16 protein-coding genes are annotated in these 21,189 nt (G+C 68.1%); 9 read left to right on the top strand and 7 right to left on the bottom strand.

Annotated elements, in window-relative coordinates:
- Positions 1 to 73 precede the first annotated feature (73 nt).
- Complete coding sequence (locus MNI96_RS12475; protein ID WP_249693570.1) at positions 74 to 2,593, top strand: ligase-associated DNA damage response DEXH box helicase; 2,520 nt, start codon at positions 74 to 76, stop codon at positions 2,591 to 2,593.
- The gene (pdeM, locus tag MNI96_RS12470; RefSeq protein WP_502960333.1) at positions 2,590 to 3,312 is read left to right on the top strand and encodes a ligase-associated DNA damage response endonuclease PdeM; all 723 of its coding nucleotides are present in this window, start codon (positions 2,590 to 2,592) and stop codon (positions 3,310 to 3,312) included. The genes MNI96_RS12475 and pdeM overlap by 4 nt, the downstream gene beginning before the upstream one ends.
- A gap of 4 nt (positions 3,313 to 3,316) precedes the next feature.
- On the opposite strand, the gene MNI96_RS12465 is transcribed toward pdeM, so the two are convergent.
- The 4 genes from MNI96_RS12465 to MNI96_RS12450 all read right to left on the bottom strand — a co-directional run bounded on the left by MNI96_RS12465 (position 3,317) and on the right by MNI96_RS12450 (position 10,143).
- Positions 3,317 to 3,814 (bottom strand): DUF3429 domain-containing protein, encoded by a 498-nt coding sequence (locus tag MNI96_RS12465; protein ID WP_249693568.1) that lies wholly within the window; start codon positions 3,812 to 3,814, stop codon positions 3,317 to 3,319.
- Between the two features lie 53 nt (positions 3,815 to 3,867).
- Positions 3,868 to 4,656, bottom strand: a complete 789-nt coding sequence (locus MNI96_RS12460) for a TIGR02186 family protein (RefSeq protein WP_249693566.1) — start codon at positions 4,654 to 4,656, stop codon at positions 3,868 to 3,870.
- Positions 4,653 to 5,588 carry a sulfite exporter TauE/SafE family protein gene (locus MNI96_RS12455; protein ID WP_249693564.1) on the bottom strand — a complete coding sequence of 312 codons (936 nt, stop codon included), beginning with the start codon at positions 5,586 to 5,588 and terminating at the stop codon, positions 4,653 to 4,655. The genes MNI96_RS12460 and MNI96_RS12455 overlap by 4 nt, the downstream gene beginning before the upstream one ends.
- Positions 5,589 to 5,820: 232 nt before the next feature.
- Complete coding sequence (locus MNI96_RS12450; protein WP_249693562.1) at positions 5,821 to 10,143, bottom strand: peptidoglycan-binding protein; 4,323 nt, start codon at positions 10,141 to 10,143, stop codon at positions 5,821 to 5,823.
- Positions 10,144 to 10,498: 355 nt separating this feature from the next.
- Between MNI96_RS12450 and MNI96_RS12445 the strand changes: the two genes are divergently transcribed.
- From MNI96_RS12445 to MNI96_RS12425, 5 genes are all read left to right on the top strand, one after another.
- Positions 10,499 to 10,948 carry a MerR family transcriptional regulator gene (locus MNI96_RS12445; protein ID WP_067221086.1) on the top strand — a complete coding sequence of 150 codons (450 nt, stop codon included), beginning with the start codon at positions 10,499 to 10,501 and terminating at the stop codon, positions 10,946 to 10,948.
- A gap of 353 nt (positions 10,949 to 11,301) precedes the next feature.
- The gene (locus MNI96_RS12440) at positions 11,302 to 13,098 is read left to right on the top strand and encodes an acyl-CoA dehydrogenase C-terminal domain-containing protein (RefSeq protein WP_249693560.1); all 1,797 of its coding nucleotides are present in this window, start codon (positions 11,302 to 11,304) and stop codon (positions 13,096 to 13,098) included.
- Positions 13,099 to 13,186: 88 nt separating this feature from the next.
- A complete protein-coding gene (locus MNI96_RS12435) occupies positions 13,187 to 14,311 on the top strand; it encodes an acyl-CoA dehydrogenase family protein (RefSeq protein ID WP_249693676.1) in 1,125 nt (374 codons plus the stop codon).
- A gap of 58 nt (positions 14,312 to 14,369) precedes the next feature.
- A complete protein-coding gene (locus tag MNI96_RS12430) occupies positions 14,370 to 15,578 on the top strand; it encodes an acetyl-CoA C-acetyltransferase (RefSeq protein ID WP_249693558.1) in 1,209 nt (402 codons plus the stop codon).
- Between the two features lie 23 nt (positions 15,579 to 15,601).
- A complete protein-coding gene (locus MNI96_RS12425) occupies positions 15,602 to 17,821 on the top strand; it encodes a 3-hydroxyacyl-CoA dehydrogenase NAD-binding domain-containing protein (RefSeq protein ID WP_249693556.1) in 2,220 nt (739 codons plus the stop codon).
- Positions 17,822 to 18,017: 196 nt separating this feature from the next.
- Here the strand turns inward: MNI96_RS12425 and MNI96_RS12420 are convergent, their stop codons facing one another.
- Positions 18,018 to 18,479 (bottom strand): META domain-containing protein, encoded by a 462-nt coding sequence (locus MNI96_RS12420; protein ID WP_249693554.1) that lies wholly within the window; start codon positions 18,477 to 18,479, stop codon positions 18,018 to 18,020.
- Positions 18,480 to 18,879: 400 nt separating this feature from the next.
- Here MNI96_RS12420 and MNI96_RS12415 point away from each other — a divergent pair, with 400 nt between their 5' ends.
- Positions 18,880 to 19,155 (top strand): DUF6460 domain-containing protein, encoded by a 276-nt coding sequence (locus tag MNI96_RS12415; protein WP_249693552.1) that lies wholly within the window; start codon positions 18,880 to 18,882, stop codon positions 19,153 to 19,155.
- An 18-nt stretch (positions 19,156 to 19,173) separates the two neighbouring features.
- On the opposite strand, the gene MNI96_RS12410 is transcribed toward MNI96_RS12415, so the two are convergent.
- Entirely contained in the window at positions 19,174 to 20,076 is a 903-nt protein-coding gene (locus MNI96_RS12410; RefSeq protein ID WP_249693550.1) for a histone deacetylase family protein, read from the bottom strand.
- 120 nt (positions 20,077 to 20,196) lie between these two features.
- The gene (locus tag MNI96_RS12405) at positions 20,197 to 20,643 is read right to left on the bottom strand and encodes a MarR family winged helix-turn-helix transcriptional regulator (RefSeq protein WP_249693548.1); all 447 of its coding nucleotides are present in this window, start codon (positions 20,641 to 20,643) and stop codon (positions 20,197 to 20,199) included.
- Positions 20,644 to 20,909: 266 nt separating this feature from the next.
- Between MNI96_RS12405 and MNI96_RS12400 the strand changes: the two genes are divergently transcribed.
- Complete coding sequence (locus MNI96_RS12400; RefSeq protein ID WP_120268823.1) at positions 20,910 to 21,182, top strand: metal/formaldehyde-sensitive transcriptional repressor; 273 nt, start codon at positions 20,910 to 20,912, stop codon at positions 21,180 to 21,182.
- Positions 21,183 to 21,189 lie beyond the last annotated feature (7 nt).

Below are 21,189 nucleotides of genomic sequence, written 5' to 3'. Positions count from 1 at the left end.
TAGGAGTGTTCGGGAGGATTGGAAATGCATCCCGGCTCGACGAACAGACAAGGAACAACTATCTCTGAAGCCGATGGATGCCGCGGCCCCGCCCCTTCTGCCGGAACGCTTCTCCCGCTGGTTCGAAAGCCGGGGCTGGAGCCCGCGCGCGCATCAGCTCGAGCTGCTGGAAACGGCCCGCTCGCGCCGCTCGGTGCTCCTGATCGCCCCGACGGGCGCGGGCAAGACGCTGGCCGGCTTCCTGCCCAGCCTCGTCGCCTTGTCCGAGCGCCCGCGCCGCAAGCCGGGGGCCGCCGGTTCGCAGCGGGGCGTCCACACGCTGTATATTTCGCCGCTGAAGGCGCTGGCGGTGGACATCGCCCGCAACCTGGAGGCCCCGGTCGCCGGGATCGGCCTCGACATCCGCATCGAGACCCGCACCGGCGACACCCCGGCGCACAAGCGGCAGCGGCAGAAACAAGTCCCGCCGGACATCCTGCTGACGACGCCGGAGCAGATCGCCCTGCTCTTGTCGGATGCGCAGGGGCGCGAGATGCTGGCCGGCGTGGACACGGTGATCCTCGACGAGTTGCATGCGCTGGTGACCTCCAAGCGCGGCGACCTGCTCGCGCTCGGCCTTGCGGCGCTGCGCCGGATCGCGCCTTCTCTGCGCACCATCGGCCTGTCGGCGACCGTCGCCGAGCCGGACGACTTGCGCGCCTGGCTGGTACCGCAGAGCGAGGGTGCCGCCCGCGCGCTCGCCGACGTCGTCACGGTCGCTGGCGGTGCGGAGCCGGACATCACCATCCTCGACAGCGACGAGCGGCTGCCCTGGTCCGGGCATTCGGCGCGCCACGCGGTGCCCGACATCTACCGGATCATCTCGCAGCACCGGACCTCGCTGGTCTTCGTCAACACGCGCTCGCAAGCCGAGATGCTGTTCCAGGCCCTGTGGCACGCCAACGAGGACAACCTGCCCATCGCCTTGCATCACGGCTCGCTCGATGTCGGCCAGCGGCGCAAGGTCGAGGCGGCGATGGCCTCCGGCTCCCTGCGTGCCATCGTCTGCACCTCCTCGCTCGACCTCGGCATCGACTGGGGCGATGTGGATCTCGTGATCAATGTCGGCGCGCCGAAAGGCGCAAGCCGCCTCGCCCAGCGCATCGGCCGCGCCAACCACCGCATGGACGAGCCTTCGCGCGCGATCCTGGTGCCGGCCAACCGCTTCGAGGTGCTGGAGTGCAAGGCCGCGCTCGACGCCTCGCGCGCCGGCCGGCAGGACACGCCGCCGCTGCGCAAGGGCGCGCTCGACGTCCTTGCCCAGCACGTGCTCGGCTGCGCCTGCGCCGGTCCGTTCGATCCGCTGGAGCTGTTCGACGAGGTCCGTTCGGCCGAATCCTATCGCGACCTTGCGTGGGAGCGGTTCGAGCAGGTGGTCGATTTCGTCGCGACCGGCGGCTATGCGCTGCGGACCTATGACCGCTATGCGCGGCTGAAGCGGCAGCCCGACGGATGCTTCCGCCTGTCGCATCCCAGGATCGCCCAGCAATACCGGCTGAATGTCGGCACCATCGTCGAGGCGCCGATGCTGAAGGTGCGACTGGTGCGCTCGAAGTCGGAAGGCCGGCGCACGCCGATCGGCCGCGGCGGACGCATGCTCGGCGAGATGGAGGAATGGTTCGTCGAGCAACTCGCCCTCGGCGACACGTTCCTGTTCGCCGGTGAGATCCTGCGGTTCGAGGGCCTGCGGGAAAACGAGGCCTATGTCTCGCGCGCCCGCGCCGAGGCGCCGAAGATCCCGTCCTACCAGGGCGGCAAGTTCCCCCTCTCGACATATCTTGCCGCCGGCGTGCGGGCGATGCTCGCCGATCCGGCAAGCTGGCAAGCCCTGCCCCACCAGGTGCGCGAGTGGCTGGAGATCCAGAAGCTGCGCTCGGCCCTGCCGCAACCCGACGGCCTGCTGGTCGAGACCTTCCCGCGCTCGGACAAGCACTATCTCGTCTGCTATCCCTTCGAAGGACGCCTTGCCCACCAGACCCTCGGCATGCTGCTGACCCGGCGGTTGGAGCGGCTCGGCGCCCATCCGATGGGTTTCGTCGCCAACGACTACGCGCTTGCGGTATGGGGATTGGGTGACCTCGACGCACTGATTGCACGCGGCCAATTGTCGCTCGAAGAGCTCTTCGACGAGGACATGCTCGGCGACGATCTCGACGCCTGGCTGGCCGAATCGAGCCTGATGAAACGCACGTTCCGGACCTGCGCCGTGATCGCCGGACTGATCGAGCGCCGGCACCCGGGGCAGGAAAAAAGCGGCCGGCAGGTTACGGTCTCCGCCGATCTGATCTATGACGTTCTGCGCCGGCACGAGCCGGATCACATTCTGCTGCAGGCGACTTTCGCGGATGCGGCGACAGGACTTCTGGATATCTCCAGATTGGGCGAACTTCTTGCCCGAATTCGGGGGCGAATCGCGCATACTCCCCTCGCGCGGGTTTCGCCACTTGCTGTTCCGGTGATGTTGGAAATCGGCAAGGAGCCCGTGTTCGGCGAGGCGCAGGAAGCGCTTCTCGCAGGGGCCGCAGGCGATCTGGTCAAGGAGGCTATGGAGTGAGGCCGTTTCTTGCCCGCAAAGAGGTGCGACGCTTCGCGCCCGTTTGCCATGACATTTCCATCGCGGGCGAAATCGTCGGCCTTCACGACAGCGGCGCCATGTGGTGGCCGGACGAGAACACGCTCGTCGTCGCCGACCTGCACTTCGAGAAAGGCTCGTCCTTCGCCCGCAAGGGCCTGATGCTGCCGCCCTACGACACGGCAGCGACGCTGGAAAAGCTGGCCGAGGCGATCGACGCGTTCCAGCCGACCCGCGTGATCGCGCTCGGCGACAGTTTCCATGACGGCGAAGGCTCCGACCGCCTGCCCGCCTCCTACCGGGCGATGCTGACGACGCTGCAGCTCGGCCGCGAGTGGATCTGGGTAACCGGCAATCACGACCCCATCGCGCCCGTCGGCCTGTGCGGCGAGACCGTGGACGAAGTGGCCCTTGGAGGGCTCGTCTTCCGCCACGAGCCGCACGAGGGTGCCGTCGGCGAAATCGCCGGACACCTGCACCCCGCGGCCCGCATCCGCCGCTATGGGCGCAGCGTGCGCCGTCCGTGCTTCGCCACCGACGGGACCCGGCTGGTGCTGCCCGCCTTCGGGGTGTTCACCGGCGGGCTCAACGTGTTGGACGGCGCCTGGGGCCCGTATTTTCCCGCGCGCGAGTTTTCCGTTTTCATGCTCGGCGATGGCCGGCTCTATCCCTTTACCGCCACCCGTCTCGTTTCCGACTGAAATCTCAGGCGACACGGCCCAACAGCAAGCCGGACGCAGCCACCAGCAGCGCCACCGTGACCACCATGCTGAGCCGTCGGCGCAGTGTCGCGTACCACAGCGGCAAGGAGCCCTTGATCGCGGCCCTTTGATCCCAGCCCGCCTGCATCAGGAAGCCGCCTGCCAGCACCCCCATTGCCGCGACCGGCGGCAACAGCGCTGCGCCCCAGCCCAGCAGCGAGGGCAGCACCGACAGTACGAACTCGCGCATTCCACGCTGGCGCCCGGCCATGGCGATGCCCCAGCGCACGCCGCCGAGAAACGACAGGATGACGGCGCCATAGACCGCCGTGGCATGGGCGAGCGTTTCGACGAACGGCAGATCCGCGCCCGGCATGGCCGCAAACCCGAGATAGACCGCTGTGAAGACGAAGGGCAGCAGCCCGGCATAACCGAGCCGTACGGCGACAGCCGGCCCCGGCTGGGCCGCGAAACGGGTGAGATCGGGTTTGGCCGCTGCCACGTGCACCTCCGCGCTCCTGCACTGCCCGTAAAAGGCTTTTGCGCGAATACGTGTCAGTCGCGGCGGAAGATCACTCCGGCAAGCCAGCCCGTGAACACCGCCAGCAGCACCGCCAGCAGACCGTAGGCCGCCGAATACTGGTGCGCGAACCAATAGGTATATTGCTCGAAGCCGGTCTTGGCGACGCGCAGCGGCATCTGCGTTTCGGCCAGCAGCGTGCCTCCCTGCAGCAGGTAGGCCGTCACCTTGTAGTCGCCGACGGGAATGTTGGCCGGCAACGGCACCGATGTGCGGAACAGCGAGTTGCTCAAGAAGTCGATGACGTCGTGGCGCTCGGAGTAGAGCCCGCCGGCAAGGCGCAGACGCAGGAAGGCGGCTCGGAAATTGTCGCGGTCGCTGATCGGCACATCGGACGCCCGCGCGATCCGCAGGTTGAGGAAGTTCAGCCCGATCCGGTGCTCTTCCAGGATGGCGCGCGAGGACAGCTCGTGCGGGGGCCGGGTCGTATGCACCGCAAGGAAGCTCGGCACGTCGGCGAAGACCTCCGCGTCCCGGTTCACCCAGATGCCGAGGAACCGTCCCTTGCGACGGGTGGTGATGTTGCTCTCCGGGCCCGAGACGACCACCGCAATATCGTACGGGTCGGGCCGACCGACCGTGCCGGCATCGCGGGTGATCTCGCCGAAGACGACGATGTTGGTGCCGGTGTAGTTGGACTCGATCCTCACCACATCGGCCGACAGGGCCGCGACCAGGCCTTCCGCCCGCACCGGCGCACCGGCTTGCGCCAACAGGACGGCAAGCAGGCCGAGGATCGGCAGCAGGATGCGGCGGCCGCTCATTTCGCCTGCTCCAGGATCGGAGCGGGATCGACCGCGTAGAGCTCGTCCGGCTGCATCAGCAGGTTCACCGCGAAGCGAACGCCGACGCCGAGCACCAGCAGCGCCAGCAGCAGGCGCAGCTGGTCGCCGCGCAGCTTTTGGCCCATGCGCGCCCCGAACTGGGCGCCGATGACGCCGCCCACCATCAAGAGCATGGCCAGCACGATGTCGACCGACTGCGTCGACATGGCATGCAGCACGGTGGCTGCGGCCATGGTCACCAGGATCTGCAGCAACGAGGTGCCGATGACGATGTTGGTAGGCACCCGCAAAAGGTAGATCAGCGCAGGCACCATCATGAAGCCGCCGCCGATGCCCAGGATCGTGCCCAGGAAGCCGATGATCGCACCCAGCCCGATGATCGGGATGATGCTGACGTAAAGCCGCGAGCGGTAGAACCGCATCTTCAGCGGCAGGCCGTGCACCCAGTTGTGCTGTCCCGGCCGGCGCGCCGTCACCTTGGCGCCGGAGCGTCGCCGCGCCATGGCGCGCAAGGACTCGAACAGCATCAGGCCGCCGATGGCGCTGAGGAAGGTGACGTAGGACAGCGAGATGACGAGATCGAGCTGGCCGAGCGTCTGCAGGATGCCGAACAGCCAGACGCCCACGGCCGAGCCGACGACGCCGCCGACCAGCAACATCCAGGCGAGTTTGAAGTCGATCATCTTGCGCCGCCAGTAGGCGACGACGCCAGAGGTCGAGGAGGCGACGACCTGGGTGGTGACGGTGGCGACGGAGATGGCCGGCGGGATGCCGGAGAAGATCAGCAGCGGCGTCAAGAGGAACCCGCCGCCGATGCCGAACAGGCCCGACAGGAAGCCCACGGCACCACCCATCCCGAACACCATGAACATGTTGATCGGCAGTTCGGCGATGGGCAGGTAAACTTGCACGGCACACCGGCGGATTGGCCGCTCGTCCCCGACGGGCGGCGTGGAGATTGATGAAATGGCCTGCTGCGGTCCCCGCCTGTGGCGATTGAGGCTCGCAGTCCCCGGAAGCCCATGCTTTTCCTAAGGATAAAGCCTGCCAGCTTCCCTTATGTCAACGTGAAACGGGCGCATTCGTGGCTGCGCCCGCTCCTTTGCCCGAACGGATCCGCCCGGGACCTTGCGCAAGACCGGATCAGATGTCCTCCCCGGCCAGCGCCTTCACCAGATCCCGCGAGATCGCGCCCGTCACCGGCAGGCCGTTGGCCTGCTGGAATGCTCGCACCGCCTCGCGGGTACGCGGCCCGATCTGGCCGTCCGGCGTTCCCGGATCGAAGCCCCTCTGAGCCAGCAGCTTCTGGGCGTTCATCACCAGTTCGCGCGGATCCGCCGACACGCTGGCGCGCGGCGCTTCGATCTCGGCCGGAATGGTCCAGGCCGGATTGAACTCCACCTGGTTGGCGGCAAGCGTGCGCGGCGCCTCCTTCCAGGTCTCCACCGCGATACGAGCCTCGGCCAGTTGCTCGCGCGAGAGCATGTTGGCGAGTTCGTCGCGCTTGTTGCCGGCATCCCGGTCGCCCTGGCGAGCAGCAAGAGCGAACCACTTGTAGCTCTCGACCAGATTCTTCTCGAGGCCGAGCCCGCGGGCGTAAAGGATGCCGAGATTGTACTGGCTGTCGGCGAGGCCGAAATTGGCAGCCTTCTTGAACCAGTAGGAAGCATCGTTGAATTCCGGCGTGCCGGACAAGCCTTCCGCGTAGAGCACCGCGAGATTGTGCGCGGCCTTGGCGTTGCCCTGCTCGGCGGCCCGGCGATACCAGTCGCGCGCCGTCTCCAGGTTCTTCTCCACGCCGCGGCCCTTTTCGTAGAGGCTGCCGAGGCGGTACTGGGCGGGCGCAAGACCGGCATCGGCGGCCTTGCGGTAGTAGCTGGCAGCCTGCTTCAGGTCCGGCTGGACGCCCGTGCCCTCGGTGTAGTTGACCGCGATCGCGAACAGCGCGGCAGGATCGCCGCCGGCGGCCGCCTGGCGCAGGGCTACGGGACCGGCTTCGGCCGGAATGCCGCCGATGGCCGCGCCTGCGGCGGGGCCGGCCGGTGCCATTGCCGGCGTGCGGGTGGCAAGGTCGAGGGAGGCCGGCGCGCTGCCCGCAGTGCCGCCAGGGGTCTGGAACTGCGCATCGGGGAGCATGCCGGGCATGGCGCCCGGCGCGGTCGAGAAGCCATTGCCGGATACGGCCGGCGGGGCGAAGGCAAGATCCGCCCCCGGCTCGGACACAGGCGAGTTCTCCGGCCCTGCCGGCGGCACATCGCTCCTGCCCATTGCCGGGCCGTCCTGTACCAGATCCGGCATGTCGATGCCGTTCGCGCCTGCATCCGCCGTGGAGCGTGCTGGCGGCGGCGAGGAGACCGGCTCGGGCGGGACCCCGCTCGCAAGCTCCCTTGCCTCGGGCACGCCAGCCTTGGCGCCAGTGTCGGCCGGGCCCGCGTCGGCGCTTGCTACGGCGGCAATATTGGTCGTTGCCTCGATGGTCGGCGGAGTCTCGAGCGATGCGACATCGCGCTCGCCCGGCGAGACCAGCTTGAAGATCTGCAGGGCGCCGACGGCGATGATGACGGCAGCGGCCGCCAGCATCACGGCGCGGCGGCCGCCTGCGGAGAACAGCCTGCGACCACCCTTGTCTTCCGTCTCGGCCTCTTGCGCTTCAACGGGAGCAGCCGCGCGCATGTCGGCACGCAGTTCCTCGGCCAGCTCCTCGCGGCGGGCGCGCGCGGCATCCGAACGCGGACCGTCGCGGCGGTCGCCGGCTAGCGGCCGCGGCTCCACCGCCTCGGCGACAGCGGCCTCCGGCGCATCCTTGTCCTTGGCCTTGCCGCGGCCGAGCTTGGAGCGCAGCCAGCCGGCGGCGCTGGCGCGCGGCTTGTCGTCGGACGAGGACGCGGTCAGGCCGGCAAAGGACAGGCCCGAACCGGAGGCGTTGGCCTCCTCGGTCGCCGCCTGGGCGGCGCGGCGGGCGGCGGCGATGAAGTCGGCCTTGCGGTCGCGCCCGTCCTGCGGCGCGGCTGCACCACGACCGGTCCCCATCGATGCAGAAGGGCGTGCCCCGGCCGGGCGGGCGGCCGGACGCTGCGGCGGCAGCGTACCCTCGGCAGCCGCGGCGGCCGCCGGCATCTCGGCGCGCGGCATGACCGGCGCGTCCATCCGCGGCGGCCCTTGCTGGCGCACGCGCGGCTTGCCGGAGCCCGGCTCCAGCGGACGGTCGTCTTCGGGAGCGGGGGCCGGCATCGCGGCGATCCGGGCATCTTGCTCCAGCGCCATCAGCCGATTGCTGATCGAAGCGAGCACGTCCTGGACGCTGTCCATGGACTCGCGCGCACGGCGCTCGGAGCTCGTCGCGGCTTCCATCAGCCGGTGCAGGTCGCCGCGCAGGGCCTGGGCGACATCGCCCCCCGCGCCGCCGGACTGCAGCGCGCTCTGGATCTCGCCGAGACGGGCAAAACCGCTGTCGGCCGCATCGAGCTTGGCAGCAAGCGCGGCGATCTTGTCCTCGACCTGCGACAGCACCGCCGCGTCGTCGCTGGCTCCACCGCGATTGACGGCCTCGGCCAGGTCGCGCAGCTGCGCTTCCAGTTCGACCATGGAGACCGGCTGGGACACGCTGTCGCGCAGTGAGGCGATCTCGCGGCGCAGGCTCTCGAACTCCTCGCCGCCCACCGACGCCCGGCCGGCCTCGAAGCGCTCATTCAGATTGGCGATACCGGCCTCGAGCCGTGCGATCAGGTCGGCCTCGATGCTGCCCTGCTGGCCCTCGGCAACCAGCGTCACCCGGTCCGGCCGGTCGAGGGCATTGATCTTGCCGTCGATGGCGGCGAGCCGCTTTTCCAGCAGCGTGAAGGCCGCGTCGTAGCTCGGCGGCATCTGCCGCGCGCTCTCGATCCGCTTCAGCCGGCCGGCGATCTCGCCCAGCTTCTCGTCGATCTGCGGGTCGGTGCGGCTGTTGCGGTCGTCGGCCAGCATGCCGGCGATCTCTTCCAGGCGATCCTGCAGCCGGTCGACGGCGCCCGACGTGGGCAGCCGATGCTCGATGGCACCCATGCGCTCGGCGAGATGCCGCTGCTCCTCGACCAGCCGGTCGATCGTGTCGAACCGCTGGGCCAGCGCGCTCATCCGCTCGTCGATGCCGGCGAGCAGGTCGCCGACATCGAAGCGCTCGACGAGGTCGCGCACCGCGCGGATTTCGCCGCGCAGCAGGTCGAGATCGGCACCGCCGCTGCGGCGCACGAGCTCCTCCACCCGGTGACCGATCTCGGCGACCCGGTCGTCGAGCGCGGCAAGCTGGTCGCCGCGCGGCACGACGCGGAACGCATCCTCGATATCGGCGAGACGGCGACCGAGATCGGCCACGAGCCGGGGCTCCAGCCGTTCGCGGGACATCTCGTCGAGGCGCTGGACCAGATGCGCATAACCGCTTTCCAACGTCTGCAGCATGCCCTCGACGTTGGACTGGCCGATCATCGAGCGCAGGTCGGAGATCTCGGCACGGACCTCGCGCACCAGGCGCATGTCGCCCCGGTCGGCGCGCAGCCGCTCCACCGCGTCCGACAGGCGGCGCATCTCGCTGCCGTCGCGGGAAGCGGCCCGCTCGCGCTCGGCGCGCAGGCTCTGGGTCAAGAAGCCACGCAGATCGGCGATCTCGCGGCGCAGCACGCCCAGCTGGTCGTCGCGGGCGCCGGTGGCCCGGTCGACCCGGTGGACAAGATCGTGGATCAGCGGACGCAGATCCTCCTCAGCTCCCTCCTCGCGCCAACTCGCCGGCCGGCGATAGCCATCCTCGCGCCAGTCGCCGCGCGGCGCAGCACGCGTTCCGCGGGCGGCGGCATACTCGCCGTCGGGCATGTCGGCATAGCCCGCCTCGCCGTCGTCGTAGGCATCGACGTGGCGGGTGTCGTAACCGGTATCGCGGCGCGCGTCGTACGGGGCGTCGTAGCTTTCGTCCCGCCACTCCTCGGCCCACTCGTCGCGGGCCGGCGGCGGCGCGCCACGGCGCGAGGCACGAGCGGGGGAACGGGCGGACGCCGGGGCAGCGGCTGCACGCGCCGGACGCATGGTCCGCTGCTCGGCCTCCGCTTCATGGGAGAGATCCTCCACGCGGCGATCCAACCGGTCGAGCGCACTCAGCACCGCCTCGATGCGGCCGCTCCGCGAACCGGCGACGGCCGATGCCGGGGCTGCAGGCGCGGCAGAACGCTCGGTGCGGGCGCGGGCGGCAGCAGCGCGGCGCGCCTGGCGATTGCCGGCAGGAGCAGGCGCAGGCTGCGGCGTATCCATGAGACGGCCGAGAGCGTCGGCGACATCGTTGAGCTGCTCGCGCGCCCTCGCCCGCTCGCCGCGCTGCGGGTCTGCGGCCGGCGCCCGGCGGCGCGGCTCGTACCAGCTTTCCGGCTCGCCATGCGCCTCGCGCCCGTAGCCGTCTTCCTGCGGAAGGCCGCGTTCACTGCGATGTCGCGCGTTCCAGGACATGAACTGCCTCTCAAACCCATGTTGGGGGCGCGGGCCGCGCCAGCATTCTTCTTCGCCCAGGTCGGAACACGGCTACACAGGACCCGGACGAGCTTGCCGTAAACTGTCGCCGCTTATGGTAAACAGGCGGTTAAGTCCCGGATCTACATGGTTAACGACAGGTAAACGCAGCTTGCGGATCGCAAGCCGGCCGCACGGCCGCACGGCCGCATCCGCAGGAAGCTTGACGCTTACGTCCACGGAATGTATCCCGAACGCAGGTGACGTAGTGTCACGCTCCCATACACCCGCGAGACTCGTGCGGAGCGACGCCCGCTCCCGCCTTCCGTCTCCCGATAAATTCAAGGAAAAAGCCATGAGCGAAGCGCTCTCGGTCAACAACGATATCGTCGAGGCGGTCGCCGCCAAGGACGAGACGACGAAGAAGACGCTCTTCACCATCGGCGATCTTGCCAAGGAATTCGACGTCACCTTGCGCACCCTTCGCTTCTACGAGGACAAGGGCCTTCTCAACCCGCGCCGCGACGGCATGACCCGCATCTACACACGGCGCGACCGGGCCCGGCTGAAGCTGGTGCTGATGGGCAAGCGGGTCGGCTTCTCGCTCGCCGAGATCCTCGACATGCTCGACCTGTACGACCTGCGCGACGGTCAGGTGACCCAACTCAAGGTGGCGCTGTCACGCTTCCAGGGGCAGATCGACGTGCTGGTGAAGCAGCGCCGCGACATCGACCAGGCCATCGAGGAACTCGGTCGGACGGTGGAAATCGTCTCCGGCATGCTGAAGGAGAAGGAGAGCGACTGAGTCGCACTCCCGATTGCGGCACCGGGCGACATCGATCCCTCCCGTCTTGCCCTCGCTCGCATTGCCCAACCCCGTGCCGCACGCCGCGGCGCGGGGTTTTTCGTGGCTGCCGCCGATTTTGCTGCATTCGCGCGACCTTTCGCGCCGAATCTCCGTGATTTCGCCCTGAACGGCGTCGAGATTGATGCTCACGGGAGAATTTTCAGCCCCTGCCGTAGGGACATCCCTTGCGAGGCCCGAACGGCAGCCATATAACGAGCTCAAGGTGACGTTTACGGAAACGTCAGGTCCATGATGCAGACTGCCCGTCGCAACCGGCGCCACAGCCGGGCCGACCTACCGGGAGGACGACCATGCCGAGCTACACCGCCCCCGTCCGGGATGTGATGTTCCTGCTGAACGAGGTGCTGGGCTTCGACCGCCACGGCAATATGCCGGGCTTTGCCGATGCGACGCCCGATCTTCTCGAGGCGATCCTGAACGAGGGCGCGCGCTTCTGCCAGGAAGAGCTCGCTCCGCTCAACGCCACCGGCGACCGCGAGGGCTGCACCCGTCACGACGACGGCAGCGTGACCACCCCCAAGGGCTTTCGCGACGCCTACGACACCTACCGGGAGAACGGCTGGATCGCCCTGTCGATGCCGGAGGAGTATGGCGGCCAGGGCCTGCCGACGACGCTCAACTCGGTGATGCAGGAATTCATTTCCGGCGCCAACCTTGCCTGGGGCATGTATCCCGGCCTGTCGCAGGGTGCGGCCGCCGCGATCCAGGTGCATGGCAGCCCTGATCAGAAGGCGCTCTACCTGCCGAAGCTCGCCTCCGGCGAGTGGTCGGGCACCATGAACCTGACCGAGCCGCATTGCGGCACCGATCTCGGCCTCATCAAGTCGAAGGCCGTGCCGCAGGGCGACGGCACCTACCGCATTTCGGGCCAGAAGATCTTCATCTCCGCCGGCGAACACGACCTGACGGAGAACATCGTGCATCTGGTGCTGGCCCGCATCGAGGGCGCACCGGAAGGCACCAAGGGCATCTCGCTGTTTATCGTGCCGAAATTCCTGCCCGATGGCGACGGCAAGCCCGGCGCCCGCAATGCCGTGTCCTGCGGCTCGCTGGAAGAGAAGATGGGCATCCACGGCAACGCCACCTGCGTCATGAACTACGACGGGGCGACCGGCTGGCTCATCGGCGAGGAGAACCGCGGCCTCAACGCGATGTTCGTGATGATGAACGAGGCGCGCCTTGCCGTCGGGGTGCAGGGCCTCGCCCAATCGGAGGTCGCCTATCAGAACGCCCTCGCCTATGCCCGCGAGCGGCTGCAGGGCCGATCGCTGACCGGGCCGAAGAACCCGGACGGCAAGGCCGACCCGATCATCGTGCATCCGGACGTGCGCCGCACGCTGCTGTCGATCCGCGCCTTCAACGAGGCGGCCCGCGCACTGGTCCTGTGGACGGCGCTCCAGTCCGACGTCTCGCACCGCTCGTCCGACAAGGGCGAGGCCCAGGCGGCGGACGACCACATGGGCCTGATGACCCCGGTCATCAAGGGCGTGCTCACGGACAAGGGCTTCGAGAACGCAGTGGCGGCGCAGCAGATGCTGGGCGGCCACGGCTATATCGAGGAATGGGGCATGTCGCAGTTCGTGCGCGATGCCCGCATCACCATGATCTACGAGGGCGCCAACGGCATCCAGGCGCTGGATCTCGTCGGGCGCAAGCTGCCGCGCGACGGCGGCCGGGCGGTGATGGCCTTCTTCAACGAGGTCGGCACCTTCCTGAAGGAGATCTCCGGCGACGAGGCCCTCGCCCCGCTCGCCGGGCCGCTCAAGGCGGGCCTCGACGACCTGCAGAAGGCGACCATGTGGTTCATGAACAATGCCCTGGCCAAGCCCGACAATGCCGGGGCCGGCTCGACCGACTACATGCACCTCTTCGGCATCGTGGCGCTCGGCTACATGTGGGCGCGCATGGCGAAGAGCGCGCAGGCCGCCCTCAGCTCGGGAGCGGACGGCGACAAGGCGTTCTACGAGACCAAGCTGACGCTCGCCCGCTACTTCATGGAGCGGCACATGCCGGAGACGTCGCTGCGCCTCGCCCGGGTCGCGGCCGGTGCGGACACGATGATGGGCCTCGACGCGGCCGCCTTCTGAGCCCAGGATCGCGAAACCGCGAAAAGACAAGAAACGTCGCAGGGAGGAGAGCGGCTTGAACGTGCTGAACGCCGGAACGCCGGCATGGATGAACGATGAACTGACGATGCTCGACGACGCCTTCGCGCGTTTTCTCGAGCGGGAGATCGCCCCGGACTACGAGGCCTGGGTGGAGGCCGGCTGCGTCACGCGCGAGGCGTGGGAAAAGACCGGCGCGGGCGGTTTCCTGTGCTCCGGCATGCCGGAGGAATATGGCGCGGCCGGCGGCACGTTCGCCCATGAATCCGTCATCATCCGCCGTCTCGGCCTTGCCGGGTTCGACCATTTCGGCATCGCGCTGCATTCGGCCATCGTCGCGCCCTACATCAAGCATTACGGGTCGCAGGAGCAGAAGGAACGCTGGCTGCCGAAGCTCGCCTCCGGCGAGATGATCGGCGCCATCGCCATGACCGAGCCGGGCGCGGGCTCCGACCTGCAGGCGATCCGCACCAGCGCGGTGCGCGACGGCAACCACTACCGGATTTCCGGCGCCAAGACCTTCATCACCAACGGCCAGCTGGCCAACCTGATCATCGTCGTCGCCAAGACCGATCCGGCGGCCGGGTCCAAGGGCGTGTCGCTCTTCGTGCTGGAGACCGACGGGACGGAAGGCTTCCGGCGGGGCCGCAACCTCGACAAGCTCGGCTTCAAAGGCAACGACACGTCGGAACTGTTCTTCGACGACGTGCGCGTGCCGGCCGACGCCCTTCTCGGCCCGGAAGAGGGGCGCGGCTTCTACCAGTTGATGGAACAATTGCCGCAGGAACGGCTTCTGGTGGCGGTGCAGGCGATGGCGGCGATCGAGCGCGCGCTGACGCTCACCCTCGACTACGTCAAGGAGCGGCAGGCTTTCGGCAAGCGCATCCTCGACTTCCAGAACACCCAGTTCAAGCTGGCGGAGCTGAAGACCGAGGCGACCATCGGCCAGGTCTTCGTCAACGACTGCATCGCCCGGCATGTGGCCGGCGAGCTCGACGGAACCACCGCCTCGATGGCGAAATACTGGACCACCGACCTGCAGTCCAAGGTCACGGACCAGTGCCTGCAGTTCTTCGGCGGCTATGGCTACATGAACGAGTATCCGATCTCCCGGCTCTACGCGGATGCCCGCGTGCAGCGGATCTATGCCGGGACCAACGAGATCATGAAGGTGCTGATCGCCCGCAGCCTCTAGGTCGCGGACTTCGGCACGCGCCCCGGGGCGCAACGGCGAGACAGCCAAGGAGACATCGATGGCCGACGCATTGATTTTCGACCATGTGCGCACGCCGCGCGGGCGCGGCAAGAAGGACGGCGCGCTTTACGAGGTGCCGGCGGTGCGGTTGGCGGCCGAGCCGCTCAAGGCGCTGCGCGAGCGCAACGGCCTCGACACGGCGCTCGTCGACGACGTGATCCTCGGCTGTGTCGATCCTGTCGGCGAGGCCGGCGGCGACATTGCCCGCGCCGCGGTCTTTGCCGCCGGCTACGGCCACGCGGTGCCGGGCGTCCAGCTCAACCGGTTCTGCGCCTCCGGCCTCGATGCCGTGAACTTCGGCGCGGCGCAGGTGATGGCCGGCCAGCACGACCTCGTCATCGCGGGCGGCGCGGAATCCATGAGCCGCATCGGCATCGGCGCCTCGGGCGGCGCCTGGCCGGTCGACCCTCAGGTCGCCCTGCCCTCCTACTTCATGCCGCAGGGCGTGTCGGCGGATCTCATCGCCAGCAAGTACGGCTTCTCCCGCGACGATGTCGACGGCTATGCGGTGGAAAGCCAGAAGCGCGCAGCCAAGGCATGGGACAAGGGCTACTTCTCCCGCTCCGTCGTGCCGGTGCGCGACCTCAACGGCTTGACGATCCTCGACCGCGACGAGCACATGCGGCCCGAGACCGACATGCAGTCGCTGGCCGCACTGAACCCGTCCTTCGAGATGATGGGCCAGATGGGCGGCTTCGACGCGGTGGCGATCCAGGCCCATCCGGAACTCGCCTCGATCACCCATGTCCACCATGCGGGCAATTCGTCGGGTATTGTAGATGGGGCCGCCGCTGTTCTCATCGGCAACCGCAAGGCCGGGCGCAAGGCCGGGCTGACGCCGCGTGCGCGCATCCGCGCCTTCGCCAATATCGGCTCGGAGCCGGCCCTGATGCTGACCGGACCGGTGGACGTGACCGAGAAGCTGCTGGCCAGCGCGAAGATGTCGCTGAAGGACATCGACCTGTTCGAGATCAACGAGGCCTTCGCCTCCGTGGTTCTGCGCTACCGGCAGGCCTTCGACCTCGACCCGGCCATCGTCAACGTCAATGGCGGGGCCATCGCCATGGGCCATCCGCTCGGCGCGACCGGCGCGATGATCCTCGGCACCGTGCTCGACGAGTTGGAGCGGCGCGACCTCAACACCGCCTTGGTGACGCTGTGCATCGGAGCCGGCATGGGCACCGCGACGATCATCGAGCGGATCTAAGGCGAGCAGGCGGAGGACCGACCATGACCTACACCAACTTCACCCTGACCACCGACGCCGGCATCGCCCATATCGTCTGGGACATGCCGGGCAAGAGCATGAACGTCATCGACATGTCGGTGATGGACGAGCTCGACGCGATCATCGACGCGGTCGTCGCCGACGCCACCGCCAAGGGCGCCGTCATCACCTCGGGCAAGGCCGCCTTTTCCGGCGGCGCCGACCTCACCATGCTGGAAGGGCTGCTGCGCGACTTCCATGGCAAGCGGGCGAAGGATCCGGAAGGGGCGGCGCGGATGCTGTTCGACGGCTCCCGGCGCCTATCGCAGATCTTCCGCAAGCTGGAGACCTGCGGCAAGCCTTTCGTCGCGGCGCTCAACGGCACCTGCATGGGCGGGGCGACGGAGCTGGCGCTCGCCTGCCATGCACGGGTGGCGGCAGAGGACGATGCCTTCAAGATGGCCCTGCCGGAGGTCAAGGTCGGCCTCTTCCCCGGCGCCGGCGGCACCCAGCGCGTCATGCGCATGGCCGACAGCCAGCAGGGCCTGCAGTTCCTGCTGCAGGGCAAGACGCTGAACACCGCCCAGGCGAAGGCGATGAAGCTGATCGACGAGACCGCCCCGGCCAAGAAGCTGGCGGCGGCGGCCGTGAAGATGCTGAAAGCGGGCGTCGATCCGGTCAAGCCATGGGACCAGAAGGGCTTCCGCCTGCCGGGCGGAGGCATCTATTCGCCGGCCGGCTTCCAGTTCTGGCCGGCGGCCAACGCCATCTACCGGCGCGAGACCCATGACAACTATCCCGGGGCCCGGGCCTTGCTGCAGGCGGTCTACGAGGGCCTGCTGCTGCCGATGGATCAGGCGCTGACGGTGGAAAGCCGCTACTTCGCCCATGTGCTTCAGACGCCGGAAGCGGCGAACATGATCCGCTCGCTGTTCGTCTCCATGCAGGAGCTGAACAAGGGCGCGCGGCGGCCGGCCTCGGTCAAGCCGAACCGCATCCGCAAGGTGGGCATTCTCGGCGCCGGCTTCATGGGCGCAGGCATTGCCTATGTCACGGCCAAAGCCGGCATCGACGTGGTGCTGATCGACCGCGACCAGGCCGCCGCCGACAAGGGCAAGGCCCATTCCGACGAGTTGATCTCCAAGGCGATGAAGCGCGGCCGGGCCGGCGAGGCCGACAAGGTGGCGCTGCTGTCGCGCATCACCGCGACGCCCGACTACGAGGCGCTGGCGGACTGCGACCTCGTCATCGAGGCGGTGTTCGAGGACCGCGAGGTCAAGCGCACCGTCACCGAGAAGGCCGAGGCGGTGCTGAAATCGAAGGCGATCTACGCCTCCAACACCTCGACACTGCCGATCACCTCGCTCGCCGAGGCCTCGAAGCGGCCGAAGAACTTCATCGGCATCCACTTCTTCTCGCCGGTCGACAAGATGATGCTGGTCGAGGTGATCCTCGGCAAGAAGACCGGCGACAAGGCGCTGGCCATGGCGCTCGACTACATCAAGGCGATCAAGAAGACGCCGATCGTGGTCAACGACTCGCGCGGCTTCTACACCTCGCGCGTGGTCATGACCTATGTCCGCGAAGGGCTGATGATGCTGGCCGACGGGGTGCCGGCGGCGATGATCGAGAATTGCGGCCGCATGGCCGGCATGCCGGTCGGCCCGCTGTCGCTCGGCGACGAGGTGGCGCTGGACCTTGCCTGGAAGATCGTCTCGGCGACGCGCAAGGACCTCGGCGTCAAGTATGTGGAGGGCCCGCTCGACAACATCCTGGAAGAGATGGTGGTCAAGCGCGAGCGGTTCGGGCGCAAGAACGGCAAGGGCTTCTACGACTACCAGGGCCGCGACAAGAAACTGTGGCCGGGCATTCCCGAGGTGGTCGGCAAGCCGAAGCCGGCGGAGGCCTTCCATGTCGAGGAGCTGAAGCAGCGTTTCCTCGTCATGCAGGCGCTGGAAACGGCGCGGATCTTCGAGGAAAACTGCCTCACGGATGTGCGCGAGGCGGATGTCGGCTCGATCCTCGGCTTCGGCTTCGCCCCGTTCACCGGCGGCACGCTGTCCTATATCGACGGCATGGGCACGGCCGCCTTCACCGAGTTGTGCCGCAAGTTCACCAGGAAGTGGGGCCCGCGCTTCAAGCCGAACCGCCTGCTCAAGGAGATGGCCAAGTCCGACGCCCGCTTCTACGAGCGCTTCGCTCCCGAGAAGGGGCCGGACGCCGGCGCGCGCGAGGCGGCATAGGCCGCCGCTTTATTCAGGATCATCACAAATGCGAAGGGCGGCCTCGGCCGCCCTCGCCTCCTCTCTGCCGTCACCCCAGCCAAGCGCAGCGCGCGTCGGGGCCTATTCGTTCCCAGAGCGCCAGCGGGGAACGCACGGCAGCAGCTTCATACTCCCGGAATGTAAAAAGCCCGGGCAAAGCCGCAAAAAGCCAATCCTACTTGTTGACCAGCAGCACCACGGCAGCGCCGGACTGGTCGCGCAGCAGCACGCGGCCGGGCATGCCGTCGATCTGCTTCACCGCCGGGAAGAAGTGCAGGAACCGGCGCTCGATGTCTCCGGACGGCCCCTCGCAGGCCATTTCCGTCGCCATCACCCGGGTCGAGACCGCGAGCGCGTGCCCCATCTGCTGCAGCGTGCCGCGCAGGCGGTTGCAGCCGGCCGAAGCGAGCCACATGCCGTGCCGGTCGATGGTCACTTCCGTACGGCTGGAGAGGCCCTGGTCGACATCGACCAGCGCACCGCCGGGGGCGGCCAGCGCCTCGATCCGCCAGGTACCGGTGACGGAAAGGTCCTGCGCCTCCGCCGCCGAGGGATGGGAGGCAAGGCCGACCAGCGGCGCGGCAGCGAGCGCAAGGACGGCGATCTTTCGCAAGGCGGCAAGGGTCTGAAGAGACATGACGACAGGCATTCCTGGCTTGACGGCCCCCCCGCCGCAGCGACACGGGCCTTCGGCTTAGGTCGGTTCGCTTCCCGGCTCCGTGCGACCGGTTCCGGAGCCATGTCCGGCGCTCCGAAAAAGAGTGCCGGCGCTGGGGATGTCTGCCGGCCCGCCGCCTCCCGAGCCCTGGCGATCCGGCCAAACGCCGTGTGATTCGCCTGCATCCCACGACAAGAGATGTCACGCTCCAATGTGGCATCATATTGGCAATATGACATAGGCGCGATGACATGGGCGCCCGCGAAACGAACAAGACCATTTTGCGTTTGATCCGGTGCACCGGCCCGCCTACATCTCAGGGACACGGGACGGGGCGCAGGCCTTGCGTCCGCTCGTCAGCCCTTGCAGGAACAAGCGCATGTCCAACAGCCCGATCAGCCGCTTCCTCGGAGACTCGCCCGGCCGGGTGATCCTCAAGCTGCTGTTCCTGTCCTTCGTCGTCGGCGTGCTGCTGTCGGCGCTCGACCTGCACCCGCTCGATGTGTTCGACGGGATCGTTTCCTTCATCCGCCGTCTGTGGGACCTCGGCTTCGAGGCGCTCGGCCAGCTCGGCGGTTATTTCGTGCTCGGCGCCGTGGTGGTGATTCCGGTCTGGGTGGTGCTGCGGCTGATGAGCTTCGGCCGCCGCAGCTGAGCCGCAGGCCTCATACGATCAAGCGAATTCCGCCGCCGCCCGGTGCAGGATCGTGTGGCGGCGCGCCAGCCTGTCGATATCCTCCAGATAGCCGCCGCCGATGACCCCGGCGAGCGGGATACCCGCCTTGCGCACCTGCTGAACGACATAGCGGTCGCGGGCGGCGATCCCCTCGTCGCTCAGCGACAGGCGGCCCAGCCTGTCCTCCTCGTGCGGGTCGACGCCTGCATTGTAGAAGACGATGTCGGGGCGAAAGCTCGCGAGCGCCGCCGGCAGCACATCGGCCAGCGCTGCCAGATAGGCCGCATCCCCCACCCCGTCGTCCAGCGGCACATCGAGGCTCGAGGGCACCTTGCGGACGGGATAGTTCCGGCCAGCATGCACCGACAGGGTGAACACCGCCTCGTCGCCGGCGAAGATCTGCGCGGTGCCGTCGCCCTGGTGCACGTCGAGATCGACGACCATGGCACGGCGGATCGCCCGGTCCGCCATCAGCAGGCGGATCGCGACCGCCACATCGTTGAAGACGCAGAATCCCGCCCCTTGCGAGCCCCTGGCGTGATGGCTGCCGCCGGCGGTGTTGCAGGCAATCCCCCGGTCGAGCGCCAGCAAGGCGGCCAGAACCGTGCCGGCCGTGGCGCAGCGGGCACGGAAGCCGACGCTCTCGCTCATCGGCAGGCCGATCTCGCGGGCGATGGGCGCCGGCACATCTGCGGCGAAGACCTGGTCGACATAGGCCCGGTCATGGGCGAGCGCGATCCACTCCGCCGGTGCGGGCACCGGCCGGTGGAAGCCGCCCTCCGCGACCAGCCCGTCCTCGATGAGCACCTCCGCCACGCGGCGGAACTTGTTCATCGGAAAGCGGTGAGCGGCAGGAATGTCGGCGCAAAAGGCCGGGTGGTGGACGATGGCAAGCGACATGCGGAACTCGGGACCCGGTTGCAAGGCCAAGCAGGAACAGACCTTATACGCTCCGCTTGGCGCGGGAGACCAGTGCGGGGGGCGTCCCGCAACGGAACGCCCCCCGCACCTCTTGGCGGGTCAGACGATGGCGGCCCTCAAGGGCACCGTCCGGCTTGCCGGCGGACCGGCCAGACCGCGATGCAGCTCGGCGAGTTGGCCCTCGCTGATCGACATGGCCGGCAGTCCGGCCACCACGTCGGCGACGACGGCATCGGCATCTGCAAGCAGGATCTCGCCGGCCTGCGTCAGCCGCGCCAGGCTCTGGCGGGCATCGCGCTCGCCTTTTTCGGTCACCACATAGCCGAGCTTTTCCAGCGGCTTCAGCGCGCGGGTCACGGCAGAGGGCGTCAGGCCGACGGACTGGGCCAGTTCCACCCGCATGGCGCGGCTGCCGGGAAACTCCGACAGGCTTTTCAGCAGGCGGTACTCGCGGAAGCTGACGCCGCGGGCGCCGGCCAGCGGGCGGTCGAGCCGCTTCTCGATGAGGCCGGCAATGTCGAGAAGGGTGAAGACAAGCGCATTCATGGCGTAACGCCTTCCTTTTGCGTGATCGTTGCAGTCTATATACGTGAGCAATCACGTACTTCAAGAGATGATCGATTCAAGCAGGAGAATCCGGCACTCAAACCACCGTGGCGTCCGGCGGCACGGCGCCCGAAAGCCGGTCTCTCCCACCTTGTCCGATGCTCGGCTGAAAGTTTCAGCCGCCGAGAGGCGCAGCCGGACTTCCCATTTCGCCGCACACATAATATAGTCCCCTATACTATACAGGGAAAGCACGGACAGGCACGATGTCCCATACCGTTCGCGACGGGCAGAAGCTGATTGCCCGGGTTCGCCGTCTCAAGGGGCAGCTCGAAGGCATCGAGCGCGCGCTGGAGGCCCAAAAGCCCTGCGCCGAAATCCTGCGTCAGCTCGCCTCCGCGAGAGGCGCCCTGAGCGGCCTCACCGCGGAAGTGATGGAAGGCCACCTTCACGAGCATGTCCTTCATGCGCAGACCGAGGCCGAGCGCCGGCAGGGCAGCGAGGAGCTGCTCGAGGTCATCCGCACCTACATGAAATAGGCTGCTG

This window comes from Stappia sp. WLB 29, from assembly GCF_023507705.1.
Taxonomy (GTDB): Bacteria; Pseudomonadota; Alphaproteobacteria; order Rhizobiales; family Stappiaceae; genus Stappia.
Note: the sequence above shows the minus strand (reverse complement) of the source record. Positions and strands in the feature narration are given on the sequence as shown.